Source organism: Cupriavidus sp. C3SS-1, from assembly GCF_057073755.1.
In genome coordinates this window covers 456,411-482,148 of record NZ_CP172699.1, presented here as the reverse complement: position 1 = coordinate 482,148, position 25,738 = coordinate 456,411, and the positions used below count along the sequence as shown (strand labels likewise).

Sequence of the window (25,738 nt, the reverse complement as noted above, 5' to 3'; positions counted from 1 at the left end):
TCCACTCAAATCCGGTCTGAAATGCCGAATTCAAGCCAGAAATGGCGATTTAGTACTTGCGCCCGACGTGGAGCGCCACGACTCCGGCCGTCAGGTTGAAGTATTCGACCTTCTCCAGCCCAACTTGTTCCATCAAGCGTACAAGTGAAGTCTGGTCCGGATGCATTCTGATCGATTCTGCCAGATAACGATAGCTGGGGGCATCCCCCGCCACCTTCTCCCCGAGCCACGGGAGCACCTTGAACGAATAGATATCGTAGGCCTTCTCCAGCGGTTTCCACACCTTGGAGAACTCCAGCACCATGACTTTGCCGCCGGGCTTCACCACGCGGCGCATTTCGGCCAGCGCGGCGTCCTTGTGCGTCATGTTGCGCAGGCCGAAGGCCACCGTGACCAGGTCGAAGTAGTTGTCCGGGAACGGGATGCGTTCGGCGTCGCACAGCGCCACCGGCGTGACGATGCCCTTGTCGAGCAGGCGGTCGCGACCCACGCGCAGCATCGACTCGTTGATGTCCGTGAGCCAGACCTGGCCGGTCGGGCCGGCCTGCCTGGCGAACGCCTTGGCCAGGTCGCCGGTGCCGCCGGCGATGTCCAGCACCTTCTGGCCGGGCCGCACGTTGGCCTGGGCGATGGTGAACATCTTCCACAGCCGGTGCATGCCGCCCGACATCAGGTCGTTCATCACGTCATACTTGCTGGCGACCGAATGGAACACGCCGGCGACCTTGCCGGCCTTTTCCGATTCGTCGACCTTGTCGAACCCGAAGTGGGTTTCGCTCATATCTCAGACTCCAGGTACAGATCAGTGGTGATGGCCGCAGCCATGGCCGCCGGCGGCCGCCATGGGCGTGTCGCGGTCGGCGCCGGCGGCTTCCAGGCGCTGCAGGTAATCGGCCCACAGCACATCCTGCTGGTCGCCGAGGCGGTACAGCAGTTCCCAGGAATAGATGCCGGTATCGTGGCCGTCGGTAAAGCGGATCTGGATGGCGTAGTTGCCCACCGGCTCGACCGCGGCAATGCCGACCTCGCGCTTGCCGGTCTGCAGCACTTCCTGGCCGGGGCCATGCCCCTGCACCTCGGCCGACGGCGAATACACGCGCAGCAGCTCGAACGGCAGCCGGAAGTCGCGCCCGTTGTCGAAGCCGACTTCAAGCACGCGCGATTGCGTGTGCACCGTCAGCGCGGTGGGATGGGGAGTATCTTTTTCGAGGCCTGCCATAGTGGGTTCGCCGGCGCGGGCGCCTGGTGGGTTGGCGTGATGCGACGTGGTGCTACCTGTTGCGGTACGCGTTCACGCCTCGCATACGACCCGATAGCTTACCGCAGCGCTCTCGCCTTGCCCATCTTGGGTGCCGGCGCCCTCATCCGGCACATAACGCAGGCGGCGGCCATGGAACGCCGCGACCGTGCTGCGGTGGGCAATGCTGATGATGGCGGCGTCGGGCAGTGCGTCGACCACCATCCGGTACATGATGCCCTCAGTCTCCTCGTCGAGGGCGCTGGTCGCCTCGTCCAGGAACAGGTAGCGCGGCTTCTGCAGCAGCGCGCGGGCGAAGGCCAGGCGCTGCTGCTCGCCGGGCGACAGCCGCAGCGACCAGTTGTCGAACACATCGAGCTGGTCCACGAGCTGAGGCAGCCGCGCCTGCCTCAGCACCGCCTGCAGCGCCTCGGCCGCGTGGGCGGTGCCTGCGTCCGGATAGGCAAGCGCGTCGGCCAGCGTGCCGATCGGCAGGTAGCTGCGCTGCGGCAGGAACAGCGTGCGCGCGTCGGACGGCATGGTGATGGTGCCGCTGCCGTATGGCCAGATTCCGGCCAGCGCGCGGAACAGCACGCTCTTGCCGCAGCCCGACGGTCCATTCACGAGCCAGCGCTCGCCCGGCGCGATCGACAGCGAGAACGGCGCCACCAGCGGGCGCTGGCCGACGCTCGCGCCGCGCTGGGCGCGCACCGGCAGCGCCAGGCCCAGGCCGTCGACACGGATCCCGGCCTGCGGCTCGCCGCTATGCTCGACCTCGATATCGCGCACGCCGGTATGCGACTCGTCCTGCCGCTCGGCAACGCGGATCGCTTCCTGGAAATCGATCAACCGGTTGGCCGCGGCCTTCCAGCCCACCAGCGTGGCGTAGCTGTCCACGAACCACGACAGCGCGCCCTGCACCTGGCCGAAGGCGGAGCTGGTCTGCATCAGGCCGCCGAGGGTCATCTTGCCGGCGAAGTAGCGTGGTGCGGCCACAAGGATCGGGAAGATGATGGCGAACTGGGCATAGCCGGAACTCACGAAGGTCAGCCGCCGCGTATAGCGCATCAGCTGGTTCCAGTTCGCGCGGATGCGGTCGAAGCGCGCGCGCAGGCCGGCCTGCTCGGTCGGCTCGCCGCGGTACAGCGCGACGGGTTCGCTGTTCTCGCGCAGGCGCACCAGCGTGAAACGGAAATCGGCTTCGTATTGTTCCTGCTGGAAATTCAGGCCGATCAGCGGCCGTCCGACCACGTGCGCAATCAGCGAACCGATCACCGCGTAGCCCGCCGCAAACCACACCATATAGCCCGGGATCACGATTTCGTTGCCACCCAGCGCCAGGCTGATCGGGCCGGACACCGTCCACAGGATGCCGACGAAGGACAGCAGCGTCACCACCGAATTGAGCAGGCCCAGCGATAGCGTCAGCGCACCGTCGGTGAACTGGCGCAAGTCGTCGGAGATCCGCTGGTCGGGGTTGTCAGTGGTATGCGTCTGCTCGATGCGGTAGTACGCCTGGTGCCCCATCCAGTGGCCCATGAACTGGCTCGTCATCCAGGTACGCCAGCGCATCTGGAGCATCATCGTGTAGTACTGCCGGGAGATGGCAGCCACGATGAAAAACGCCGCGATCCACGAAAAGCGCAGCAGCAGCACCTTGAACGAGGCATAGTCGCGCTGCTCCAGCGCGTTGTAGAACACGCGGTTCCACTCGTTGAGCAGCACGTTGATATAGACGATGCCCAGGTTGAGCGCGACCACCAGCGTCAGCAGGCCAAGGCCGGCCTTGCGGTCTTCGGACTTCCAGTAGGGCCGGATCAGCGCCCAGGTCGCGGCCATGCGCAGCCGGCTCTGGATCTTGAGGGCCCGGGCGGGAACGGCCGGGCCAGGTACGGTAACGGAAGTCGGGGTCGTGGACATAGCGGCAGCGGTTCGCCCGCCGGCGCTTCGGCGGGCTTGTTCTTCTGGAACGAGCAAGGGCCGCGGCGGCCCTTGCCATGACAACACGAGTCAGACGCATCCCGCTCGGCGCGGTTCCGTGCGCCTGCCGGCCTCAGTCGTCGGTGGCGAGCGCCGAAAGTGCCGCACGCAGCGCCGGCAGCCGGCCTTGCAGCTCGGCCACTCGCGCCGCGTCAGCGGCGCGTTGCGGAGCCGCCCAGATTGCCTCGGGGAAATGCGTGTCCCAGCGGTAGCGCGCAATGATATGCCAGTGCAGGTGCGGCACCATATTGCCGAACGCGGCCAGGTTGATCTTGTCGGGCGTCATGACCTCGCGCACCACGCGCTCGACCCGCGCCACCAGCCGCATCAGCCAGGCCTGGTCGCCATCCTCCAGGTCGGTCAGCTCGGCCGCATGATCGTTCCAGACGATGCGGCAGAAGCCGGGGAAGCGATCGTGCTCGACCAGGATCACGCGTGCGCGGTCGCCCATCCAGACGAGTTCGCCGCCGTCGGCCTCACACAGCGGGCAACCCGCTGCGCGTGTCACACCAGCACCCGCTCGATGCCGCCGGCGTTGGCCTTGGCCACGTACTCCGGCATCCAGTTCTCGCCCAGCAGATGCTTCGCCATTTCCACGACGATGTAGTCGGCCTGCACCGACGCATCTTCGTTGTAGCGCGACAGCCCCTGCAGGCACGACGGGCAGCTGGTGAGGATCTTGACGTCACCGGTGAAGCCATCGGTGCGCAGCTTGTCGGCGCCCTTGGTCATCTCCTCTTCCTTGCGGAAGCGGATCTGCGTCGAGACATCCGGACGGGTCACCGCCAGCGTGCCGGATTCCCCGCAGCAGCGCTCGTTCTTCTCGATCTTGCCGGCGCCCGCGTTGCCGCCCATCAGGTCATTGACCAGCTTGGTCGGGTCCATGGTCTTGATCGGCGTGTGGCACGGGTCGTGGTACATGTAGCGCGTACCGGTCACGCCTTCGAGCTTCACGCCCTTTTCCAGCAGGTATTCGTGAATGTCGATGATGCGGCAGCCCGGGAAGATCTTCTCGAACTCATAACCGGCGAGCTGGTCGTAGCACGTGCCGCAGCTGACCACCACGGTCTTGATGTCGAGGTAGTTCAGCGTATTGGCCACGCGGTGGAACAGCACGCGGTTGTCCGTGACCATCTTCTCGGCCTTGTCATACTGGCCGTTGCCGCGCTGCGGATAACCGCAGCACAGGTAGCCCGGCGGCAGCACGGTCTGCACGCCCACGTGCCAGAGCATGGCCTGCGTGGCCAGCCCCACCTGCGAGAACAGCCGCTCCGAGCCGCAGCCCGGGAAATAGAACACCGCTTCGGTCTCGGGCGTGGTCGCCTTCGGGTCGCGGATGATCGGCACGATCTCGTTGTCCTCGATGTCGAGCAGCGCGCGCGCGGTCTTCTTGGGCAGGTTGCCCGGCATCTTCTTGTTGATGAAGTGGATCACCTGCTCGCGCACCGGCGCCTTGCCCACGGTGGCGGGCGGATGCGCGGTCTGCTTCTTCGCGAACTTCTTCAGCACCTCGTTGCCCAGGCGCTGTGCCTTGTAGCCCCAGTCGATCATGACCTTGCGGGTCAGGTTGATGGTCTCGGGGTTGGTGGCGTTCAGGAAGAACATCGACGCGGCCGTTCCGGGGTTGAACTTTTTCTGCCCCATCTTGCGCAGCAGGTTGCGCATGTTCATCGACACATCGCCGAAGTCGATCTTGACCGGGCACGGCGTCGCGCACTTGTGGCACACCGTGCAGTGGTCGGCCACGTCCGAGAACTCGTCCCAGTGCTTGATCGACACGCCGCGGCGGGTCTGCTCTTCATACAGGAAGGCCTCGACCAGCAGCGAGGTCGCCAGGATCTTGTTGCGCGGGCTGTACAGCAGGTTGGCGCGCGGCACGTGCGTGGCGCACACCGGCTTGCACTTGCCGCAGCGCAGGCAGTCCTTGACGCTGTCGGCGATGGCGCCGATGTCGCTCTGCTGCATGATGATGGACTCGTGCCCCATGAGCCCGAACGACGGCGTGTACGCATTGCGCAGGTCCGCGCCCGGCAGCAGCTTGCCCTTGTTGAAGCGGCCCTGCGGATCGACCTTCTGCTTGTAGGTGCGGAAGTCGCCGATCTCTTCCTCGGTCAGGAATTCCAGCTTGGTAATGCCGATGCCGTGCTCGCCGGAAATCACGCCGTCGAGCGAGCGCGCCAGGTCCATGATGCGAGCCACCGCGCGGTGGGCATCCTGGAGCATCTCGTAGTTGTCGGAGTTGACCGGGATGTTGGTGTGCACGTTGCCGTCGCCGGCGTGCATATGCAGCGCCACGAACACGCGCCCGCGCAGCACCTGCTTGTGGATCGCCTGCGCTTCGTCGAGGATCGGCTTGAACTCGCCGCCATTGAAGATCTTGCGCAGCTCGGCGCGCACTTCGGCCTTCCAGGACACGCGGATGGTGCGGTCCTGCAGCAGGTGGAACACCGTGGCATCGGGCTGCTGCACCAGGCGCGCGTCGAAGGCCTGGCCGAGCAGGCCCAGGCCGTGGCCGATCAGCGACGCCTTGGCGGTGGCCAGCGGCACATCGAGGTGGTCCTGCAGGTAGCGCCAGCGCGCGCGGATTTCGCGCAGCAGCGTGAGCGCGTGCTGGACGCGGTCTTCCAGCAGCTCGGCGCTTGGGATCTCGTTGGCGTCGTCGCTGCGGCCCAGCGGCAGGTTGCCGCGCGCGAAGAAGGCCTCCAGCGCGTCGACCAGCGCGAGCTTGTTCTTGATCGACAGCTCGATATTGATGCGCTCGATGCCGTCGGTGTACTCGCCCATGCGCGGCAGCGGGATCACCACGTCTTCATTGATCTTGAAGGCGTTGGTGTGCCTGGCGATGGCGGCGGTGCGCGAACGGTCGAGCCAGAATTTCTTGCGGGCCTCGGGGCTCACGGCGATAAAGCCTTCGCCGCTCTTGCCGTTGGCCATGCGGATGACTTCCGAGGTGGCGCGCGCCACGGCGTCTTCATCGTCGCCGACGATATCGCCGATCAGCACCATCTTCGGGAAGGCGTTGCGCTTGCTCTTGGTGGCATAGCCGACCGCGCGCAGGTAGCGCTCGTCCAGGTGCTCCAGGCCGGCGAGGATGGCGCCGCCCGGGGTCTTCGACTCGGCGTCGAGGAAGTCCTTGATCTCGACGATGCTCGGGATCGCATCGCGCGCCTGGCCGAAGAACTCCAGGCACACGGTGCGGATGAACTTCGGCATGCGGTGCAGGATCCAGCGCGCGCTGGTGATGATGCCGTCGCAGCCTTCCTTCTGCACGCCGGGCAGGCCCGCCAGGAACTTGTCGGTGACGTCCTTGCCCAGGCCTTCCTTGCGGAACTTGCGGCCCTCGATGGCCAGCGTCTTGGTGCGCAGCACCTTCTCGCCTGGCGCACGGTTGCCGTCGGACCACTTCAGTTCGAAAGTGGCGACCGGCACGTCGTGGATCTTGCCGAGGTTGTGGTCCAGGCGCGTGACTTCCAGCCAGTTGCCTTCCGGATCGACCATGCGCCACCAGGCCAGGTTGTCCAGCGCGGTGCCCCACAGCACGGCCTTCTTGCCACCCGCGTTCATGGCGACGTTGCCGCCGATGCAGGAGGCGTCGATCGAGGTCGGGTCCACCGCGAACACCAGGCCGGCCTTGTCGGCGGCGTCGGCCACGCGGCGCGTCACCACGCCGGCGCCGGAGAAGATGGTGGCAACCTTGTGCGGGACGTTCGGCAGCTCGGTCTGCTCGACCGGGCCGAGCTGTTCCAGCTTCTCGGTGTTGATGACCGCGCTCATCGGCGTCAGCGGCACGGCGCCGCCGGTATAGCCGGTGCCGCCCCCGCGCGGGATGATGGTCAGGCCGAGTTCGAAGCAGCCCTTCACCAGGCCGGCGATCTCTTCCTCGGTGTCCGGCGTCAGCACGACGAACGGATATTCCACGCGCCAGTCGGTCGCGTCGGTCACGTGCGAGACGCGCGACAGGCCATCGAACTTGATGTTGTCCTTCTGCGTGACGCGGCCCAGCACGCGCTGCGCGCGCTTGCGCAGGTCGTAGGCGGCGGCAAACTCGTTCTTGAAGTCCTCGATCGCCTGCTTGGCGAACGCGACCAGCTGCTCCACGCGGTGCGAGCGGTCCTCGGCAGCCGGCTCGGCGTGCTCGGCACGGTCGGCGGCGCGGCGCTTCTCGATCTCGCCCAGGCGGTGGTGCAGCGCGCTCACCAGCATCTGGCGGCGCTTGGGGTTCTCGAGCAGGTCGTCCTGCAGGTACGGGTTGCGGCGTACGACCCAGATATCGCCCAGCACTTCGTACAGCATGCGCGCTGACCGGCCGGTACGGCGCTCGCCGCGCAGCTCGTCCAGGATGCGCCAGGCCTCTTCGCCGAGCAGGCGGATGACAATCTCGCGGTCCGAAAAGGACGTGTAGTTATAGGGGATTTCACGCAGGCGCGCAGGGGCGTCCTGCGCGGCCAGCTTGGCGTCGAGCACGAGTGGGGCGTTCATGGGGGACCGCTTCCTGCTGGCGCACTGAAGGTGTGCGCCGATCGTTCATTAAAGCGCGATTGTACTGCATGGCACGGTTTCGCCGCGCCGCAACATGGCACAACCCGTGCCGGAACAAGGGTTTAGCGCCGCCTTGTGTACTGTCTGCCACATGCAGGTTCAGAACCAGGCGCGGAACATTTCAGCAATGTTGTGCCAAAAACTGTCCGGTATCCACAGCAGGCTGGCTGTCATGGCCAGGTAGCGCAGGAATTTGCCGATCGCCATATAAACCAGGCTCGGCCAGAACGGCAGCCGCAGCCAGCCCGCTAAAGTGCACAAAGGATCACCAATTGCCGGCAACCATGATGCCAGCAGCGTGGGCGGCCCCAGCCGCCTCATCCAGTGGAAGTAGCGCGCGTCGAGCTTCGGCTTGGTGGGCTTGCGCACATGTTTGCGATGCTCGAGATGTTCCTGCTCGTGTTCGCGCGCCTGGCGCCGCTTGCGATAGCGCACCAGCGCGAGCTTGGCCGCGTAGCCGAGCCACCAGTCGATGGCGCCGCCCGCCGTATTGCCGAGCGTGGCCACCACCACCGCGGGCCAGAACATATGCGGATTGAGCTTGATATAGCCGAACACCGCCGGTTCCGAGCCGAGCGGCAGCAGCGTGGCCGACACCAGGCTGACGAGGAAAATGGCGGGCAGGCCCACCTTCGGTAAGGCGACGATGTCGAACAGCCAGTCGAAGAAGGCTTCCATGTCGTGGGGCTGGTATCGGGCTAGTGCCGGAGTTGGTGCCGGGTAGTCTCGATCATTCTAGCTGTCCCCCTTTCGGGGCACGCGCAACCCGCATGGCAGTGGCCCGCGATTTGTGATTAACTGTTACAGCCCGTCGCGGCCAAACGTTCGCCGGCCGCCGGGGGGTTCCTCCCGCACGGCAATGGCCGTGGGCAGCACCGGCAGCACCAATATCACGAAATAGCCGTAGCAAACGGCAGTACCGCGTCGTGGCCAGTCCCGCGCTGTTTATTTTGGGATTTCGGGGAATTGGTCATGCGCGTCCACCCACATGGAGACAAGCATGGCGATTCCGATCCGCCTGACGGTCAATGGCAAGCCCGTTGACGCCCAGGTAGAACCCAACACCCTCCTGGTCCAGTTCCTGCGCGAACAGCTTCGCCTTACCGGCACCCATGTCGGCTGCGACACCGCGCAGTGCGGCGCCTGCACGGTCCACCTGGACGGGCGCGCGGTCAAGTCCTGCAATATCCTCGCGGTGCAGGCCGATGGGGCCGAGGTCACCACCATCGAAGGACTGTCCGGCATACGCGTCGGCAACGGGGCGCCGATGCACCCGATGCAGGAAGCCTTCCGCGAATGCCACGGCCTGCAGTGCGGCTTCTGCACGCCGGGCATGGTGATGGCCGCCACCGCGCTGGTGCAGGCCCAGCCCGACGCCGATGCCACCGCCATTCGCCAGCAGCTCGAAGGCAACCTGTGCCGCTGCACCGGCTACCACAACATCGTCAGGGCCGTGCAGCAGGGGCAGGCCGCCATGCGCGGCGCCACCGCCACGAGCGCCGAGTAAGGGAGGCCAGCCATGAACGCACCCGAATCGCAGAAGTTCGTCGGCTCGCCGGTCAAGCGCAAGGAAGACTTCCGCTTCCTGACCGGCAACGGCCAGTACACCGACGACATCGTCCTGCCGCAGCAGAGCTACGGCTATTTCGTGCGCTCGCCGCATGCGCATGCGCGCATCCGGTCGATCGACAAGAGCGCCGCGCTGGCCTCGCCCGGCGTGATCGCCGTGCTGACCGGCGAGGACATGGCCGCCGACAAGGTGGGCGGCCTGCCGTGCGGCTGGCTGATCCACAGCATCGACGGCACGCCGATGAAGGAGCCGCCCCACCCTGTCATCGCACAGGGCAAGGCACGCCATGTCGGCGACCAGGTCGCCCTGGTAGTGGCCGAAACGCTCGCGCAGGCGAAGGACGCCGCCGAGAAGGTCGAGGTCGACTACGAGGAATTGCCAGCCGTCGTCAACGCTGGCGATGCCGCGGCGGCCTCCACGCTCGTGCATGACGACGTGCCGGCCAACACCTGCTACACGTGGGGCCACGGCGACAAGGCCGCGACCGATGCCGCGTTCGCGAAAGCCGCGCACGTGACCACGCTCGATATCGTCAACAACCGGCTGATTCCCAACGCGATCGAACCGCGCGCGGTCAACGCCAGCTACGCGCGCCAGGACGACAGCTACACCGTCTACGTGGCCAACCAGAACCCGCACGTGGAACGCCTGCTGATGGGCGCCTTCGTGCTGGGCCTGCCGGAATCGCGGCTGCGCATCATTGCGCCCGACGTCGGCGGCGGCTTCGGCTCGAAGATCTTCCTGTATCCGGAAGACGTGGCGCTGACCTGGGCCTCGAAGAAGGTCGGCCGGCCGATCAAGTGGACCGCCGAGCGTTCGGAGTCGTTCCTGACCGACGCGCACGGCCGCGACCACGTGACGAAGGCCGAGCTGGCGCTCGACAGCGACGGCAAGTTCCTGGCCATGCGCGTGCACACCACCGCCAACATGGGCGCGTACCTGTCGACCTTCGCCAGTAGCGTGCCCACCATCCTCTATGCGACGCTGCTGGCCGGGCAGTACGCCACGCCGGCCATCTACGCCGAGGTCAAGGCGGTGTTCACCAACACCGCGCCGGTGGACGCCTACCGCGGCGCCGGGCGTCCCGAGGCCACCTATGTGGTCGAACGGCTGGTGGAAGCCGCCGCGCACGAACTGAAGACCGACCCGGCCGAGCTGCGCCGCAAGAACTTCATCCGCCAGTTCCCGTATGCCACGCCGGTCGGCCTGACCTATGACACCGGCGACTACGAGCCCTGCCTCGCGCGCGCGCAGGAACTCGCCGACGTGAAGGGCTTCCCGGCCCGCCGGGACGAGGCAAAGCAGCGCGGCAAGCTGCGCGGCCTTGGCTACTCCTGCTACATCGAAGCATGCGGGCTGGCACCGTCGAACATCGCCGGCGCATTGGGCGCGCGCGCGGGCCTGTTCGAGGTCGGCGAGATCCGCGTGCACCCGACCGGCAGTGTGACGGTGTTCACGGGCTCGCACAGCCACGGTCAGGGCCACGAGACCACCTTCGCGCAGATCGTGGCGGACCGGCTCGGCATTGCGCTGGAGTCGGTCGAGATCGTGCATGGCGATACCGGGCGCGTGCCGTTCGGCATGGGCACCTATGGCTCGCGCTCGCTCGCAGTGGGCGGGTCGGCGATCATGAAGGCGCTGGACAAGATCGAAGCCAAGGCCAAGAAAATCGCCGCGCACTTGCTGGAGGCGTCCGATGCCGACGTCGAGTTCAGCAACGGCGTGTTCCGCGTGGCCGGCACGGACCGCACCAAGACCTTCGGTGAAGTCGCGCTGACCGCGTACGTGCCGCACAACTATCCGCTCGACAAGCTGGAGCCGGGCCTGAACGAGAACGCGTTCTACGACCCGACCAACTTCACGTATCCGTCGGGCGCCTATGTGTGCGAGGTAGAGGTCGATCCGGACACCGGCGAGTCGCAGGTGATGAAGTTCACCGCGGTCGACGACTTCGGCAACATCATCAACCCGATGATCGTCGAAGGCCAGGTACACGGCGGCATCGGCCAGGGCCTGGGCCAGGCCATGCTGGAGCAGTGCATCTACGACAGCGACAGCGGCCAGTTGCTGACCGGTTCCTACATGGACTACGCCATGCCGCGCGCGGGCGACCTGCCAGACTTCACCGTGGAAACCGCCAAGGGCACGCCCTGCACGCACAACCCGCTCGGCGTGAAGGGCTGCGGCGAAGCTGGCGCCATCGGCTCGCCGCCCGCGTTCATCAACGCGCTGGTCGATGCGCTGTCGCCGCTTGGCGTGAAGGACCTGCAGATGCCCGCCACGCCGCACCGCGTGTGGCAGGCCATCCAGGCCGCCCGGCCCTGAGTCCGCCGACGAACCGTAAAGGAAACCGACATGTACGCATTCCAGTTTGAACGCGCGGCGGATGCCAAGGCAGCGGTCGCCAAGCTCCGGGCCGATCCGGACGCCAAGTTCCTGGCCGGAGGCCAGAGCCTGCTGGCGGCAATGAAGCTGCGCCTGTCCGCGCCGTCCACGCTTATCGACGTGGCCCGCATTCCAGGCATGAGCGATATCCGCGTCGAAGGCAACGAGATCGTGATCGGCGCCGCCGCGCGCCATGCCGACGTCGCTGCCAACGCGGAGGTACGCCAGCGCATTCCCGCGCTGGCCGCGCTGGCCGATGGCATCGGCGACCGCCAGGTGCGCGCGATGGGCACCATTGGCGGCTCGCTTGCCAATGACGATCCCGCCGCTTGCTACCCCGCCGCGGTGCTGGGCCTGGGCGCCAGTGTGGTCACCGACCGCCGCATCATTGCGGCCGATGACTTCTTCAAGGGCCTGTATGAAACCGCGCTGGAGCCCGACGAACTGATCACCGCCGTGCGCTTCCCGGTGCCAGAGAAGGCGGCCTACATCAAGTTCCGCAACCCGGCCTCTCGCTTCGCGCTGGTCGGCGTGATGGTCGCGCGCACCGGCGGCAACGTGCGCGTCGCCGTCACCGGGGCGGCCGACAGCGTGTTCCGCTGCCAGCCGCTGGAACAGGCGCTGGCGGCCAACTTCACCGCGGCAGCGGCGAAGGCGGTGAAGGTTGATCCATCGCGGCTCAATGCCGATCTGCATGCGTCGGCGGAGTACCGGGCACATTTGATTCCGGTGCTGGCGGCGCGGGCGGTGGAGGCGGCGCTGAAGGGATAGCCGGCATGCGCCAAGCCTCTGCCTTGCTCCCCTCTCTCCTTGGGGAGAGGGGTTGGGGGTGAGGGCCGGCGTCACACGAAGTGAAGGTGACCGGTACTGCAAGCGCCGGCCCTCACCCCCGGCCCCGCTCCCGCAAGCGGGAGCGGGGAGCAACCAATGCGTTCATCAGCCGCTTCAGTCGCTGCCGCCCATGCTTCCCACCTCCATCGACCAAACCCAGTCGCTCCTCGAATCCCACCAATACTTCGCCGACCGCGAAACCGCGACGGTGCTGTACCTCGCCCTGCGCATGCAGCGCCCGCTGTTCCTTGAAGGCGAACCCGGCGTAGGCAAGACCGCCCTGGCGCAGGCCATGGCCGAAGTCATGGGCACGCGCCTGCTGCGCCTGCAGTGCTACGAAGGCCTCGACGCGGCCAGCGCGCTGTACGAATGGGACTACCCGCGCCAGATCATGGCCCTGCGCGTGGCCGAGGCGCGCGGCGAGCGCCCCGAGGCGCAGTCGCTCTATCACGACGACTACCTGCTGAAACGCCCGCTGCTCGAAGCCCTGCTGCCCGATCCCGCAGCACCGGGCGCGCCGCGCGTGCTGCTGATCGACGAGATCGACCGCGCCGACGAACCGTTCGAAGCGTTCCTGCTCGAGATACTGTCCGAATACCAGGTGTCGATCCCCGAGATCGGCGTGATCCGCGCCGAGCGGCCGCCGCTGATCATCGTCACCTCCAACCGCACGCGCGAGGTCCACGACGCGCTCAAGCGCCGCTGCCTGTACCAGTGGATGGGTTACCCACAGCGCGAGCGCGAACTGCAGATCGTCGCGGCGCGCGCGCCGGAAGCCGCCGCACGGCTGCAGGCGCAGGCCGTCGATTTCATCCACCGGCTGCGCGGCATCGACCTGTTCAAGGCGCCCGGTATCGCCGAGGCCATCGACTGGTGCCGCGCGCTGTCCGCGCTCGGCGTGACCGAACTGGACCCGCAGTCCGTGCGCGACACACTCGGCGTGCTGCTCAAGTACCAGGACGACCTGGCCCGCGCCGATGGGCCGACCGTGGCCGAACTGCTCGCGGGCGCATCCGCCGCGACCTGACCGATGGCCACGCTGCACCCCGCCCGCGCCGGCAAGCCCGGCCCCGCCCTGCCGGTGCTGGCGCGCAACGTGGCGCATTTCATGCGGCTGCTGCACGACGGCGGCTTCGCGCTGTCGCCCGCACATTCGGTCGACGCGCTCGATGCGCTGCAATACGTGGACATCGGCCGGCGCGACGACGTTCGCGCGGCATTGGCCGCGCTGGTGTTGTCCGGCCCCGACCAGCGGCCGCTGTTCGACGCCGCCTTCGACCTGTTCTGGCGCGACCCCGACTGGGAAGGCAAGCTGCGCGCGATGCTGCTGCCGCGCGTCGATGCCGGCGCGCCGCCGCCGCGGCGCAGCAACCGGCTGGCCGATGCATTGGCGGCACGCCAGCCTGACCTGCCCGCCCGGCCGCAGCAGACCGAAGCGGACCGGATCACGGTGCCGCTGACGTTCTCGGACCAGGAGCGACTGGCGCAGCGCGATTTCGAGACGCTGACCGGGCAGGAATGGCGCGCGCTGCAGCACCTGGTGCGCAAGCGCCGCGCCCACCTGGCCATGGAGCGCACGCGCCGGCTGCGTCCGGCCAGCAGCGGCACGCGTGCCGACCTGCGCGCGAGCGCGCGCCTGGCCGTGCGCCAGCATGGCGAATGGCTGCGCTGGAAATACCGCCGCCATGCCGAACGCAAGCCGCCGGTGGTGCTGCTGCTCGACATCTCCGGATCGATGAGCCAGTACTCGCGCGCCGTGCTGTACTTCTGCCATGCGTTGACGCTGTCGCGCGAGCGGCTGTCCGTATTCCTGTTCGGCACGCGGCTCACCAACATCACGCGCGCCTTGCGCGAGCGCGACCCCGACGAAGCTGTAGCCGTCATCACCGGCCAGGTGCGCGACTGGGCCGGCGGCACGCGCATCGGCGAAGCGCTGGCGAGCTTCAACCGCCAGTGGGCACGCCGCACGCTATCGGGACGCGCCACGGTACTGCTCGTCACTGACGGGCTGGACCACGAACATATCGACCTGCTGGACCAGGAGATGGCGCGGCTGCGGCGCTTTGCTCACCGCATCATCTGGCTCAACCCGCTGCTGCGCTACCCCGGCTTCGCGCCGCAGGCGCGTGGCGTGCAGGCCATCCTGCCGCATGTGGATGCGCTGCGTCCGGCGCACAATCTCGACAGCCTGCTCGGCTTGCAGACCTTGCTGTCCGAGCCGGACGCCGGCACGGCTTTCGCTTCGCCTATGAAACCAATCACAAGAGACAAGGAGCGCCCCCCATGGAAATGAACCAGAGCCAGCGCCTGCCGGTGCCTCAGCAAGTGGCATGGGAAGCGCTCAACGACATCGCGCTGCTCAAGCAGTGCATCCCCGGATGTGAGAGCATCCAGCCTGACGGCGAAAATGCCTACCAGCTCGCCTTGACCGCGGCGGTCGGCCCGGTCAAGGCGCGCTTCAAGGGCCGCATGGCGCTGCAGGATATCCAGGCACCGGACAGCTACACCATCCAGTTCGACGGACAAGGCGGTGCGGCCGGTTTCGGCAAAGGGTCCGCACGCGTCACGCTGGAACCCGAGGGCGATGAAACGGTGCTCACGTATGCGGTCAACGCGCAGGTGGGCGGCAAGATCGCGCAGATCGGCTCGCGGCTGGTAGACGCCGCGGCGCGCAAGATGGCGGAGACCTTTTTCACGCGTTTCACCGAGGCACTGGCTGCGCCGGCGCCCGATGATGCCGAACCACAACAAGACGCCGCCCCCGATGGCAGCGATGCGCAACAAACAGAGCAACAATCAGAGGAACCCAAGCGGAAGCGATCATGGACAGCGTGGATCTCGAAGTCCTGAGAAGCAGTGTTCGGTGGCAGCAGGAAGGCCACCGTGTGCTGCTGGTGACGGTAGTCAGGACCTGGGGCTCGTCGCCCCGCCCGGAAGGCGCGATGCTGGCCGTGCGCGATGACGGGCTTGTCGTCGGCTCGGTGTCCGGCGGCTGCATCGAAGACGATCTGATCGACCGCGTGCGCCGGCTCGGCATCACCGCGGATCATCCCGAATCTGTCAAATACGGCATCAGCGCCGAGGAAGCCCACCGCTTCGGCCTGCCGTGCGGCGGCACGATTGAACTGGTGACCGAGCCGCTCGCCCCCGCGAGCGGCATCGCGGAACTGCTCGACGCCGTCGAGAACGGCCGGCTGGTGACGCGCACGCTCGACATGGCGACCGGCAACGCCACGCTGGGGCCGGCGGAGGCCACCGATGGCCTGGCCTTCGACGGCCAGACCTTGCGAACCATTCACGGCCCGCGCTATCGCATGCTCGTGATCGGCGCGGGGCAGTTGTCGAAGTACCTGTGCCAGATTGCCGTGGGCCTGGGCTTCCAGGTCACCGTGTGCGACCCGCGCGAGGAATACACGGAAACGTGGGACATCCCGGGTGTGATCATGGTGCGGACCATGCCCGACGACACCGTGACGGAGATGAACCTCGACGAGCGTTGCGCGGTGATTGCGCTCACGCACGATCCCAAGCTCGACGACCTGGCGCTGATGGAAGCGTTGCGCACGCGCGCGTTTTACGTCGGCGCGCTGGGCTCGCGTCGCAACAACCAGGCACGGCGCGAGCGCCTCAAGGAATTCGACCTGAACGACGTTCAGCTGTCCCGCCTGCACGGCCCGGTCGGCATCTTCATCGGCAGCCGCACGCCGCCGGAGATTGCCATTTCCATCCTGGCCGAAGTGGTGGCCGCCAAGAACCATGTCTCGCTGCCCGACATCCTGCAGGTGGAAGGCGCCAAGGCGGCACGGGAAATGGCGGCCGGCACCGGCAGCAGCTGCAGCACCTGAGGATGCGCCATGACCGCCGCCCGCAATGCTCCCCTGATCAAGACCGACCTGCCGACCGGGGTTCTCCTGGCGGCCGGGTTCGGCCGGCGCTTCGACGCCAATGGCCAGCGCAACAAGCTGCTGGAGACACTGCCTGACGGCCGCACCATCGCGTGGCGCAGTGCGCGGACATTGGCCGCTGCGCTGCCTGACTCGATTGCCGTGATCCGGCCTGGCCATCCGGCGCTCGCCGAGGAATTGCGGCGCGGGGGCTGCCGGGTGGTCGAAGCGGCCGGGGCCGAAGCCGGCATGGGCGCAGCGTTGCGCGCCGCGGTCGCGGCGACGCCCGACGCGCGTGGCTGGGTGGTGGCGCTTGCCGATATGCCGTGGTTGCCGATGGAACTGGTCAGGGCGGTGGCGTTGACCATCACCACGCCTGACACCATTGCCGCGCCGTGGCGCGACGGGCAGCGCGGGCACCCGGTTGGATTCGGGGCAGCCTGGCGGGAGGAATTGCTGAAGCTCGACGGGGACGAGGGAGCGCGGGCGCTGTTGAAGGCGCAACCGGTGACGAGGATCCTGACGGAGGACGACGGGGCGTTCAGGGACGTGGATCTGCCGGGGGATTTGAACTAGCTGCTACGAATGCCGTAGCGCCTGGTTCCTGCCCTCTCCCACGCGTTGGAGAGGGGAGCCACGGCGTCACGAGGCGTTACGCCATCCGCATTTCAAGGCAAGTGATCGCTAACTGCCCTCCCGCAACTGCTCAGCCAGCCCGGAAGTCTTGGCCGCCATGATGAAATCATTCCTGTGCAGTCCCTTGATCTTCTTGGTCCGCCACGACACCGTGGCATGCCCCCATCCAAAGCTGATCTCGGGATGATGCCCTTGCGCTTCCGCCAGTTGTCCCACGCCATTGGCGAATGCCAGCGCCTGCGCGAAGTTGCGGAAGGTGAAGCTTCGCTCGAGCCTGCCGGCGTCATCGGTCAGCGTCCATCCGGGCGTGTCGGCCAGCAGCCCTTCGGCCTCGGCACGCTCCAGCGGCGGAATGCCCCCACGGCACGGCGTGCAGGTCTGCGAATCCAGTCTCTCGGTCATGGCTAGCTCCTTCTGCAGCCGCAACAAGTCCTCAGCCGCCCTCGGTTTCCGACAAGGCACGCAGGTATTCCCGACTCCACCAATGCACATCCTGGCAGCGGACCCGTTCCAGCAGCTTCTCATGCCGCGCCTGCCGCTCGGCCAGCGGCATGTGCAAGGCCTGCTGGATCGCCTGCGCGGTGGAGTACGTGTCGTAGGGGTTCACCAGCAACGCTTCCTTTAGCTGCTCCGCCGCGCCGGCAAAGCGAGACAGCACCAGCACGCCGGGATCTGCAGGATCCTGTGCCGCGATAAATTCCTTGGCGACCAGGTTCATGCCATCGCGCAGCGGCGTCACCAGCGCGACGCGGCTGGCGCGGCACAGGCCCGGTAGCCGCTTGCGCGCCGTGGTGCGGTGGATATAGCGCACTGGCATCCAATCCAGCTCGCCGAATTCGCCATTGATCGCGCCGCTTAAACGTTCCATCTCGCTGCGCAAGTCCGCATACGCATCCACCGATTCGCGCGATGGGGCCGCGATCTGTACCAGCGTCGCGCTCTTGCGATTCTCGGGGTACTCGGCGAGCAGCCGGTAGAAGGCCTTCAGCCGCTGCGGCAGCCCCTTGGAGTAGTCGAGCCGGTCGATGCCGAGCAGCAACCGGCGCTGCGCATACTGCGCGCACATCATCTCGAACGTTTCCTGCGCCTCCGCGCCACGCCCCAGTTCGGCGAACTCGTCCACATCGATGCCGATCGGAAACGCCTCCGCACGCACGGTGCGATGGTACGCACGGTAGCGATGCTCGCCCATCGGTTCGGCGAACGCTTCGTTCTGCACGTAGCGCGAGAAATGCTCGAGGTCGGTGTGGGTCTGGAAGCCGATCAGGTCATACGCAAACAGCGCCCGCATCAGCCAGTCATGCTGCGGGATCGCCGCGAGGATCAGCGGTGGCGGCAACGGGATATGCAGGAAAAAGCCGATGCGCTGGCCACAGCCGATGGCGCGCAGTTCGGCCGCCAGCGGGATCAGGTGATAGTCGTGGATCCAGATGACATCGTCGGGCTTCAGCAGCGGCGCCAGCTTGCGCGCGAAGAGCTGGTTCACGCGGCGGTAGCCGTTGAGGTAGTTCGAGTCGAAGTCGGCCAGGTCCAGGCGGTAGTGGAACGCGGGCCACAGCACGCCGTTGCTGTAGCCGAGATAGTACGAGTCGTGGTCCTCGCGGCACAGGTCCACCGTGGCCAGCGTGACGTTGCCGGCTTGCTGCAAATGCAGCTCGCCTTCGCCCGGCGTGCCGCCCTGGTTAGTTTCCAGCGCCTTGCCGCTCCAGCCGAACCACAGGCCGCCGGTCTGGCGCAGCGCTTCGGACAACGCCACCGCGAGCCCGCCCGCGGCAACATTGCGCGGATCGGCAACGCGGTTGGATACCGCTACTAGTCTGGGCATATAGAGCTGTTCGTGTTAATCATGCCAGCCCCGGTCAGATCACGCTGTCCCACGGCGCCGACAGGCGCATGGCGCCATTGATCAGCCCGACCATCGAATAGGTCTGCGGGAAGTTGCCCCACATCTCGCCGGTGACGGGATGGGTGTCTTCGGACAGCAGGCCCAGCGGATTGCGGGCCGCCAGCATGGCCTCGAAGATCTTCCGCGCCTCGTCGCGCCGGCCGATGCGTGCCAGCGCATCGATACGCCAGAACGTGCAGATGTTGAAGGCGGTCTCGGGCTTGCCGAAATCGTCCGGCGCTTCGTAGCGGCGCATGTAAGGGCCGTCGCACAGGCTCTCTTCGAGTGCCTTGACCGTCGACATGAAGCGCGGATCGCGCGGGTCGATGAAGTTCACCTCGGCCATCAGCAGCACGCTGGCATCCAGCTCCTTGCCGCCGAAGCTTTCGGCAAATGCCTGGCGCGATTCATTCCAGGATTCGGCCAGGATGCGCTCCTTCATGCGTTGCGCATGGCCGTGCCAATACTCCGCGCGCGCCTGCAGTTCCAGCTTTTCCGCCACCTTGGCGAGCCGGTCGCAAGCCGCCCAGCTCATCAGCGCAGACGAGGTATGCACGCGCGCACGCGTGCGCAACTCCCACATGCCGGCATCGGGCGTGCCGAACACTTTCACGGCCTGCTCGCCCACTTCTTCCAGCCGGCGGAATTCGGCCGGGCCGCCACGATGCAGCAGCCGGTGGTCGTGGAAAGCCTGCGCCGCGCCCAGCACGACATTGCCGTAGACATCGTGCTGGAAGTGCTCCTGCGCCTGGTTGCCCAGACGCACCGGACCCATGCCGCGATAGCCAGGCAGGTGGTCAAGGATGCTTTCGGGCAGTTCGCGCTCCAGCCCGATGCCGTACAGCGGCTGGATATGCCCGTCCTGCGACTGCATCACCACGTTCGACAGCCAGCGCAGGTAGTCCTCCAGGGTGCCGACTTCGGACAGGCTGTTGAGCGCGCGCACCACGAAAAACGCGTCGCGCAACCAGCAGTAGCGGTAGTCCCAGTTGCGCCCGCTGCCGGGGGCCTCGGGAATGCTGGTGGTCATGGCCGCGACGATCGCGCCGGTCTCCTCGTACAAGGACATCTTGAGCGTGATCGCGGCGCGGATGACCGCGTCCTGCCATTCGCGCGGCACCGCAAGACGGCGGCTCCACATGCGCCAGTAGGAGGTGGTCTCCTGCTCGAAATCGCGCGCGGTTTCCTCGACGCCGTGATTGAGCGTTTCGTCCGGGCCGAGGATGAAGTTGTGGCTGCGCGTGAGCAGGAACGGCGTGTGCGACAGCACATAGGCCAGCGGCGCATCGGTGGTCATGCGCAGCGTCATGCTGTCGCCGATGTAGCGCACATGGCTGCTGCCGCGCGTGATCTCCGGCACCTTGCGCCCCCAGTCGAAGCGCGGCGACACCACCACGCGCACGCGCGGCGCGCCGCGCACCGGGCGGATGCGGCGCACGAGCGTGATGGGCCGGAAATAGCGGCCCAGCCGGAAGAAACGCGGCGCGAAGTCGGTGATCTCCAGGCTGTTGCCGTGGATATCGGTCAGCCGCGTGCGCAGCACGGCGGTATTCGGTTCGTACCACTGGCTCGACGCGTGGAAGTCCTCGATCTCGATCGAGAAATGCCCGGCGTTCTCGCTCGGGTCGAGCAGCGCGTTGAAGACCGGGTCGCCGTCGAAGCGCGGCATGCACGACCACACGATCCGGCCGCGGCTGTCGGCCAGCGCCGAGAACGCGCAGTTGCCGATCATGCCGAGGGACAGCGACGGCGCCGCATGGCGCTTGCCGCCATCGACGGTCTTGTACACGCCGTCGGACGGCGGCTGGCCCAGCTCCGACGGACTGCTTGGATTGCTTGCGGAAGTCACAGCGAATCCCCCTCAAAGATGTCGTTGTGGATTGGACGCCGGGGGCAGATCGGCCCGACGCGGCGTGCCGTCGAGCGCGTGCGCTGAGCGGTGCAGCCAGCAACGCAGCGCGGCCGGCCCGGTAACGCTGACCGTCGCCATGGTGTCGCGCTGGCCAACCAGCACGCCGAGGCCGCCGAGCTTGCGGATCACGGCAAAGCCTGCCTCGTCCGTCACATCGTCGCCGGCAAAGACCGGGCCGCGCCCAGCAAATGGCGGCATGTTCATGAAGGCGGCAATGGCGTCGCCCTTGTTGATGCCCGCGGGCTTGATCTCCACGACCATCTTGCCGGGCATGCCCTCAAGTCCGTTCGCGTGGCGCAGCGCGTCGGTGACGGCGGCGCGCACCAGCCCCTCGAGTTCGGGGGCTTCGCGATAGTGGATGGCAACCGCCACGGATTTGCGCTCCAGGCGCAGGCCCGGATGGCGGCGCACCAGGGCTTCCAGCGGCGGAATCAGCGGCTCCAGGCCGGGCGCCGGCTTCATCTCGACGCGCGCTCCGCCGCTGCGGAGTTCGGCCCCGTGAATGCCGGCGGCCGGCAGGCACAGCGGCTGCAGGAAGTAGTCGAGTTCGACGATCGGCCGGCCGGATACGATGGCGAGCGCGCCGTCCAGGTGCTCATGGAGTCGGCGCAGCGTTCCGACGAGTTCAGGCTCGACCTGCACCAGCTCGGGGCGGGGTGCGAGGTCGGCCAGGGTGCCGTCGAAGTCGAGAAAGAGCGCCGTATTGGGTTCGATTAGCGGTAACGGGGGCATCGCGTTAAACCGTAGCATGGGGTCCCGGCGAGCGTCCACCGGGCGCTGTCCTACACGGCACAGTTCGTCACATTGACCTGGCCCCGTCCGCCCCACAGTGCGCGCGGAGCCACCCCGGCCGGGATGCCCATTGGCGTCCAAGGCCTTGTGCGGCGTGCCGATCCTTTATCATTGGCGGTTTCCGCCGAAATTTCCGGCCTTTTTTGCGCGCCCTTCTTGCGCCCCATTTTTGCCCTTCCCTGCGCCGTTCCGTCGCGCCGCCAGGGCTCTTCGCCAACCGCAGACATGAACCGCAAGCCCGCCTCCTCCAAACCCGACTATCTCAGGAAGATCCTGACCGCCAAAGTCTATGACGTGGCCCAGGAGACCGAGCTGACCTTCGCGCACAACCTGTCGGCGCGCACCGGCAACTCGGTGTGGTTCAAGCGGGAAGACACCCAGCCCGTGTTCTCGTTCAAGCTGCGCGGCGCGTACAACAAGATGGCGTCGCTCACGCAGGAAGAGATCAAGCGCGGCGTAATCGCGGCGTCGGCCGGCAACCACGCGCAGGGAGTGGCCCTGGCTGCCGCGCGCCTGCAGTGCAAGGCCATCATCGCCATGCCGGTCACGACGCCGCAGGTCAAGATCGATGCCGTGCGCGAGCGCGGCGGCAAGTGGGTGGAGATCGTGCTGCACGGTGATTCGTACAGCGACGCGTACAACCATGCGGCGGTGCTGGAGAAGAAGCACAAGCTGACCTTCATCCATCCGTTCGACGATCCTGAAGTCATCGCCGGCCAGGGCACCATCGCCATGGAGATCCTGCGCCAGCATCCGGGCCCGATCCACGCGATCTTCGTTGCCATCGGCGGCGGCGGGCTGATCTCAGGCATCGCCTCGTACATCAAGGCCGTGCGCCCGGAGATCAAGGTGATCGGCGTGCAGACCGTGGATTCCGATGCGATGAAGCGTTCGGTCGAAGCCGGCAAGCGCATCGAACTGAAGGATGTGGGCCTGTTCTCCGACGGCACCGCGGTCAAGCTGGTCGGCAAGGAGACCTTCCGCATCACGCGCGAACTGGTCGACGAGATCGTGCTGGTGGACACCGATGCGATCTGCGCGGGCCTGAAGGATGTGTTCCAGGATACGCGCAGCATCCTGGAGCCTGCCGGCGCGCTCGCCGTGGCCGGCCTCAAGCTGTACGCCGAGCGCGAAAAGCTCAAGGGCCAGCACCTGGTCGCGATCGCTTGCGGCGCGAACATGAACTTCGACCGCCTGCGCTTCGTCGCCGAGCGCGCGGAAGTGGGCGAGGCACGCGAGGGCGTCTTCGCCGTCACCATCCCCGAAGAGCGTGGCAGCTTCAAGCGCTTCTGCGAACTGGTGGGCACGCGCAGCGTGACCGAGTTCAACTACCGCATCGCCGACAAGCGCATGGCGCACATCTTCGTCGGCGTGCAGATCGCCAGCCGCGCCGAAAACGACAAGATCGCGGCCAATTTCCGCCGCCACGGCTTCGACACGCTGGACCTGTCCAACGACGAACTGGCCAAGCAGCACATCCGCTACATGGTCGGCGGCATCTCGCCGCTGGCGCATGACGAACTGCTCTATCGCTTCGAATTCCCCGAGCGGCCGGGCGCGCTGATGAAGTTCCTGTCGAGCATGAGCCCGAACTGGAATATCAGCCTGTTCCACTATCGCAACCAGGGCGGCGACACCTCGAACATCCTGGTCGGTATCCAGGTGCCGAAGAACGAAAAGCGCGCCTTCCGCGCCTTCCTGTCGACGCTGGGTTACGTACACTGGGATGAGACCGAGAATCCGGTCTACAAGCTGTTCCTCTCCGACCGCGCAGAACAAGCATGAGCCTTCCCGAACACTCGCCGCTGGGCAAGCCCTCGGCCTACAAGACCGAATACGATCCGACGCTGCTTTTCCCGATTCCGCGCCAGCCCAAGCGCACCGAGATCGGCCTGCCCGAAGGCAAGCCCGTGCCGTTCTTCGGGGTGGATATCTGGAATGCGTACGAGGTGTCCTGGCTGAACATGAAAGGCAAGCCGCAGGTGGCGCTGGCTACGTTCATCATCCCCGCCGGCACGCCCAATATCGTCGAGTCGAAGTCGTTCAAGCTGTACCTGAATTCGTTCAACCAGAGCAAGATCGCGTCGCCCGAAGCGTTGCAGCAACTGCTGCACCATGACCTGTCGGAAGCGACGGGCGGGACGGTGCAGGTGCGGCTGGTGACCGAGGCCGACCTGGGCAAGCAGAAGATGGGCGAGCTCGATGGCTTGCTGCTGGACCGGCTCGATATTGAAGTCGACCGCTACGAGCCGGCGCCCGATTTGCTGCACGCGGACCAGGCCGAATCGCCGGTGGAAGAGACGCTGGTGTCGCACCTGCTGAAGTCCAACTGCCTGGTGACCGGGCAGCCCGACTGGGGCAGCGTGCAGATCCGCTATGTCGGCGCGCCGATCAACCAGGAAGGGCTGCTGAAGTATCTGATCTCGTTCCGCAACCACAACGAGTTCCACGAGCAATGCGTGGAGCGGATCTTTATGGACGTGATGCGGGCGTGCAAGCCGGTGAAGCTCGCGGTATATGCGCGCTATACGCGGCGGGGGGGACTGGATATCAATCCGTTCCGGACCAACTTCAACACGCCCTGGCCGGATAATCTCAGGAACGCCCGGCAGTAAGTATTGGGGTCGTGTGCTTGTGCCTGGCGGGCGCTGTCAGAGCGGCAACGCCCGCCTCGCCTTCAGAATTCCGCGTGGAACCGGACTCCGTAGAACTTGGCCGGTCCGCGATCCGCGTTATATCCCGGATTCCTGACATACTGGAAATCCGGACTGATACTCAGGTATTTGAACGGCTGAAAGCTGTAATAGATTTCAAAGACCTGCTCCGGCGCATAGTTGAGCGCCCCATCCCCCAGGAACGCCCCTTGCCCGCCAGCAGCCAGATAAGCGCGATGGTTCGCGCCCAGCATGTTGGCGGCAAAAGCCATCCCGACGGCATCGCGCGCCCGGCCCCATGAACTGCCATTGAGCACGCCGCCGAACGACACCTGCCGCCCGATCTCGGTGAAGGCATAGGTCTCGGTCTTGTCGTCCGACATGCTGGCGCGGAAGAACACCCCCAGCGAATCATTGATCTGCTGCAGCATCGTCAGGCCGACGCCGACCTTGGCGTGCTCCTGCCGCACGTTGGCCACGTCGGGGGCGACGTTGTTGGCCTGCCCGAACTGGATCGCGTCATTGAACGACCCCATGCGCGCCTTGTTGCGGAAGAACAGCAACCGCGCCGTGCCGGGCCGCCCGTGCACCGAGTAGCGCCTTTCGACTTCCAGTACATCGCCGTAATGCTCGAACATCCGCGTGTCGAGCTCCAGCCCGTTCGATTCCAGCGGTTGCAGGAAGCGGCCGATGCGCGCGGACCAGTCGTCGCCAATGTATTCGAGCGCTACGCCCCAGTTGTAGCCGCGCGCGTCGGCGGCGTAGTCGAACGCGCCATGCGTGAGGAACGACCAGTTCATGAACTGGGTGCGTGGATCGGAGCCGTAGTCGTTCTGGTCGAACACGTCCAGCACGCCAAAGTTGCCGGCGGTCAGCACCACGCGGCGCTTGTCCACCGTGCGCGCGAACTGGTTGAAGTCAGCGTCGAGCTTCTCGGTCTCCCCACCAAGCCCCCAGGTCTGCCGGATGAAGGCGCGCGCGCGGTAGACAACGGGATTGGTGCTCGCGCCCTTGGCAAGTTCCCCATTGGAGAGCCCGGCCATGCCATGCAACTGCGAAAACGGCACACCCTGCGCGACTTCGGGATTGAGGTGAAATTCCGCGCCCTGCCACAGGCGCAAACCGAGATCGAGCGTACTCGTGAACGAGTAGCTCTTGGCCCGATCCGTGGTCAGGCTGTTCGGCCCCGAGTAGGCGGCGTTGAAGGCGGGCTTGCGCTGCCAGACATAAGTGGCCTGGCCGTGGAAGGCGAACGGGCTTTCGGTCGCGGCGTCCGTGCCGGCTTCGGGCGCCGCGTCTTGCGACAGAGCCGGCGCACAAGCCCCCGCCGACAGCATGGCGGCAAGGCAGCGGGCAAAAATCTGGCTCGGCAATGCAGCCGGGAATCGAAAACGCATGGGCGGGAGTTGTTCTGATTCGGACCGTGGAACCAG

General features: G+C 66.4%; 21 protein-coding genes. 10 read left to right on the top strand and 11 right to left on the bottom strand.

All coding sequences use genetic code 11. The annotated features are described in order from the left end of the window. Positions 1-49 precede the first annotated feature (49 nt). The 6 genes from ubiE to ACIGJC_RS02260 all read right to left on the bottom strand — a co-directional run bounded on the left by ubiE (position 50) and on the right by ACIGJC_RS02260 (position 8,434). A complete protein-coding gene (gene ubiE, locus ACIGJC_RS02285; protein ID WP_483710413.1) occupies positions 50-781 on the bottom strand; it encodes a bifunctional demethylmenaquinone methyltransferase/2-methoxy-6-polyprenyl-1,4-benzoquinol methylase UbiE in 732 nt (243 codons plus the stop codon). Positions 782-802: 21 nt separating this feature from the next. After that, a complete protein-coding gene (locus ACIGJC_RS02280; protein ID WP_483710412.1) occupies positions 803-1,219 on the bottom strand; it encodes a gamma-butyrobetaine hydroxylase family protein in 417 nt (138 codons plus the stop codon). Between the two features lie 72 nt (positions 1,220-1,291). Further along, complete coding sequence (locus ACIGJC_RS02275) at positions 1,292-3,157, bottom strand: ABC transporter ATP-binding protein/permease (protein ID WP_483710411.1); 1,866 nt, start codon at positions 3,155-3,157, stop codon at positions 1,292-1,294. A gap of 133 nt (positions 3,158-3,290) precedes the next feature. Continuing rightward, positions 3,291-3,668: an HIT family protein gene (locus ACIGJC_RS02270; protein ID WP_483711452.1), complete on the bottom strand. Its 378-nt coding sequence runs from the start codon at positions 3,666-3,668 to the stop codon at positions 3,291-3,293. A gap of 53 nt (positions 3,669-3,721) precedes the next feature. Next, entirely contained in the window at positions 3,722-7,696 is a 3,975-nt protein-coding gene (locus ACIGJC_RS02265; protein ID WP_483710410.1) for a DUF3683 domain-containing protein, read from the bottom strand. Positions 7,697-7,855: 159 nt separating this feature from the next. Continuing rightward, complete coding sequence (locus ACIGJC_RS02260) at positions 7,856-8,434, bottom strand: YqaA family protein (RefSeq protein WP_483710409.1); 579 nt, start codon at positions 8,432-8,434, stop codon at positions 7,856-7,858. Between the two features lie 322 nt (positions 8,435-8,756). On the opposite strand from ACIGJC_RS02260, the gene ACIGJC_RS02255 reads away from it, so the two are divergent. The 8 genes from ACIGJC_RS02255 (at position 8,757) to ACIGJC_RS02220 (ending at position 17,002) form a co-directional block, all read left to right on the top strand. Continuing rightward, positions 8,757-9,263: a (2Fe-2S)-binding protein gene (locus ACIGJC_RS02255; RefSeq protein ID WP_483710408.1), complete on the top strand. Its 507-nt coding sequence runs from the start codon at positions 8,757-8,759 to the stop codon at positions 9,261-9,263. A 12-nt stretch (positions 9,264-9,275) separates the two neighbouring features. Next, positions 9,276-11,651 carry a xanthine dehydrogenase family protein molybdopterin-binding subunit gene (locus ACIGJC_RS02250; protein WP_483710407.1) on the top strand — a complete coding sequence of 792 codons (2,376 nt, stop codon included), beginning with the start codon at positions 9,276-9,278 and terminating at the stop codon, positions 11,649-11,651. A 30-nt stretch (positions 11,652-11,681) separates the two neighbouring features. After that, positions 11,682-12,482 (top strand): FAD binding domain-containing protein, encoded by an 801-nt coding sequence (locus ACIGJC_RS02245; protein WP_483710406.1) that lies wholly within the window; start codon positions 11,682-11,684, stop codon positions 12,480-12,482. A gap of 190 nt (positions 12,483-12,672) precedes the next feature. After that, a complete protein-coding gene (locus ACIGJC_RS02240; protein WP_483710405.1) occupies positions 12,673-13,569 on the top strand; it encodes an AAA family ATPase in 897 nt (298 codons plus the stop codon). 3 nt (positions 13,570-13,572) lie between these two features. Continuing rightward, positions 13,573-14,835, top strand: coding sequence for a vWA domain-containing protein (locus ACIGJC_RS02235; RefSeq protein ID WP_483710404.1), 1,263 nt, complete (start codon positions 13,573-13,575; stop codon positions 14,833-14,835). Next, positions 14,826-15,392: an SRPBCC family protein gene (locus ACIGJC_RS02230; protein ID WP_483710403.1), complete on the top strand. Its 567-nt coding sequence runs from the start codon at positions 14,826-14,828 to the stop codon at positions 15,390-15,392. The genes ACIGJC_RS02235 and ACIGJC_RS02230 overlap by 10 nt, the downstream gene beginning before the upstream one ends. Continuing rightward, on the top strand, positions 15,365-16,387 hold the full coding sequence (locus tag ACIGJC_RS02225) for an XdhC family protein (protein WP_483710402.1): 1,023 nt from the start codon (positions 15,365-15,367) through the stop codon (positions 16,385-16,387). Before ACIGJC_RS02230 ends, ACIGJC_RS02225 begins: the two co-directional genes overlap by 28 nt. A gap of 9 nt (positions 16,388-16,396) precedes the next feature. Beyond that, the gene (locus ACIGJC_RS02220) at positions 16,397-17,002 is read left to right on the top strand and encodes a nucleotidyltransferase family protein (protein ID WP_483710401.1); all 606 of its coding nucleotides are present in this window, start codon (positions 16,397-16,399) and stop codon (positions 17,000-17,002) included. A 108-nt stretch (positions 17,003-17,110) separates the two neighbouring features. On the opposite strand, the gene ACIGJC_RS02215 is transcribed toward ACIGJC_RS02220, so the two are convergent. From ACIGJC_RS02215 to otsB, 4 genes are all read right to left on the bottom strand, one after another. Then, positions 17,111-17,464, bottom strand: coding sequence for a 4a-hydroxytetrahydrobiopterin dehydratase (locus tag ACIGJC_RS02215; RefSeq protein WP_483710400.1), 354 nt, complete (start codon positions 17,462-17,464; stop codon positions 17,111-17,113). A 31-nt stretch (positions 17,465-17,495) separates the two neighbouring features. After that, a complete protein-coding gene (gene otsA, locus ACIGJC_RS02210) occupies positions 17,496-18,887 on the bottom strand; it encodes an alpha,alpha-trehalose-phosphate synthase (UDP-forming) (protein WP_483710399.1) in 1,392 nt (463 codons plus the stop codon). A 34-nt stretch (positions 18,888-18,921) separates the two neighbouring features. Next, on the bottom strand, positions 18,922-20,736 hold the full coding sequence (locus ACIGJC_RS02205; RefSeq protein WP_483711451.1) for a glycoside hydrolase family 15 protein: 1,815 nt from the start codon (positions 20,734-20,736) through the stop codon (positions 18,922-18,924). Between the two features lie 72 nt (positions 20,737-20,808). After that, positions 20,809-21,591, bottom strand: coding sequence for a trehalose-phosphatase (gene otsB / locus ACIGJC_RS02200; protein WP_483711450.1), 783 nt, complete (start codon positions 21,589-21,591; stop codon positions 20,809-20,811). Positions 21,592-21,876: 285 nt separating this feature from the next. On the opposite strand from otsB, the gene ilvA reads away from it, so the two are divergent. Next, a complete protein-coding gene (gene ilvA, locus ACIGJC_RS02195) occupies positions 21,877-23,436 on the top strand; it encodes a threonine ammonia-lyase, biosynthetic (protein WP_483710398.1) in 1,560 nt (519 codons plus the stop codon). After that, entirely contained in the window at positions 23,433-24,266 is an 834-nt protein-coding gene (queF, locus tag ACIGJC_RS02190; protein WP_483710397.1) for an NADPH-dependent 7-cyano-7-deazaguanine reductase QueF, read from the top strand. The genes ilvA and queF overlap by 4 nt, the downstream gene beginning before the upstream one ends. A gap of 62 nt (positions 24,267-24,328) precedes the next feature. On the opposite strand, the gene ACIGJC_RS02185 is transcribed toward queF, so the two are convergent. Further along, positions 24,329-25,702 (bottom strand): carbohydrate porin, encoded by a 1,374-nt coding sequence (locus ACIGJC_RS02185; RefSeq protein WP_483710396.1) that lies wholly within the window; start codon positions 25,700-25,702, stop codon positions 24,329-24,331. Positions 25,703-25,738: the final 36 nt, after the last annotated feature.

Bases quoted from the DNA above. Each gene is read 5' to 3' on its own strand.
- ubiE (WP_483710413.1), bottom strand. From the start codon at position 781: ATGAGCGAAACCCACTTCGGGTTCGACAAGGTCGACGAATCGGAAAAG.
- ACIGJC_RS02280 (WP_483710412.1), bottom strand. From the start codon at position 1,219: ATGGCAGGCCTCGAAAAAGATACTCCCCATCCCACCGCGCTGACGGTG.
- ACIGJC_RS02275 (WP_483710411.1), bottom strand. From the start codon at position 3,157: ATGTCCACGACCCCGACTTCCGTTACCGTACCTGGCCCGGCCGTTCCC.
- ACIGJC_RS02270 (WP_483711452.1), bottom strand. From the start codon at position 3,668: ATGGGCGACCGCGCACGCGTGATCCTGGTCGAGCACGATCGCTTCCCC.
- ACIGJC_RS02265 (WP_483710410.1), bottom strand. From the start codon at position 7,696: ATGAACGCCCCACTCGTGCTCGACGCCAAGCTGGCCGCGCAGGACGCC.
- ACIGJC_RS02260 (WP_483710409.1), bottom strand. From the start codon at position 8,434: ATGGAAGCCTTCTTCGACTGGCTGTTCGACATCGTCGCCTTACCGAAG.
- ACIGJC_RS02255 (WP_483710408.1), top strand. From the start codon at position 8,757: ATGGCGATTCCGATCCGCCTGACGGTCAATGGCAAGCCCGTTGACGCC.
- ACIGJC_RS02250 (WP_483710407.1), top strand. From the start codon at position 9,276: ATGAACGCACCCGAATCGCAGAAGTTCGTCGGCTCGCCGGTCAAGCGC.
- ACIGJC_RS02245 (WP_483710406.1), top strand. From the start codon at position 11,682: ATGTACGCATTCCAGTTTGAACGCGCGGCGGATGCCAAGGCAGCGGTC.
- ACIGJC_RS02240 (WP_483710405.1), top strand. From the start codon at position 12,673: ATGCTTCCCACCTCCATCGACCAAACCCAGTCGCTCCTCGAATCCCAC.
- ACIGJC_RS02235 (WP_483710404.1), top strand. From the start codon at position 13,573: ATGGCCACGCTGCACCCCGCCCGCGCCGGCAAGCCCGGCCCCGCCCTG.
- ACIGJC_RS02230 (WP_483710403.1), top strand. From the start codon at position 14,826: ATGGAAATGAACCAGAGCCAGCGCCTGCCGGTGCCTCAGCAAGTGGCA.
- ACIGJC_RS02225 (WP_483710402.1), top strand. From the start codon at position 15,365: ATGGACAGCGTGGATCTCGAAGTCCTGAGAAGCAGTGTTCGGTGGCAG.
- ACIGJC_RS02220 (WP_483710401.1), top strand. From the start codon at position 16,397: ATGACCGCCGCCCGCAATGCTCCCCTGATCAAGACCGACCTGCCGACC.
- ACIGJC_RS02215 (WP_483710400.1), bottom strand. From the start codon at position 17,464: ATGACCGAGAGACTGGATTCGCAGACCTGCACGCCGTGCCGTGGGGGC.
- otsA (WP_483710399.1), bottom strand. From the start codon at position 18,887: ATGCCCAGACTAGTAGCGGTATCCAACCGCGTTGCCGATCCGCGCAAT.
- otsB (WP_483711450.1), bottom strand. From the start codon at position 21,591: ATGCCCCCGTTACCGCTAATCGAACCCAATACGGCGCTCTTTCTCGAC.
- ilvA (WP_483710398.1), top strand. From the start codon at position 21,877: ATGAACCGCAAGCCCGCCTCCTCCAAACCCGACTATCTCAGGAAGATC.
- queF (WP_483710397.1), top strand. From the start codon at position 23,433: ATGAGCCTTCCCGAACACTCGCCGCTGGGCAAGCCCTCGGCCTACAAG.
- ACIGJC_RS02185 (WP_483710396.1), bottom strand. From the start codon at position 25,702: ATGCGTTTTCGATTCCCGGCTGCATTGCCGAGCCAGATTTTTGCCCGC.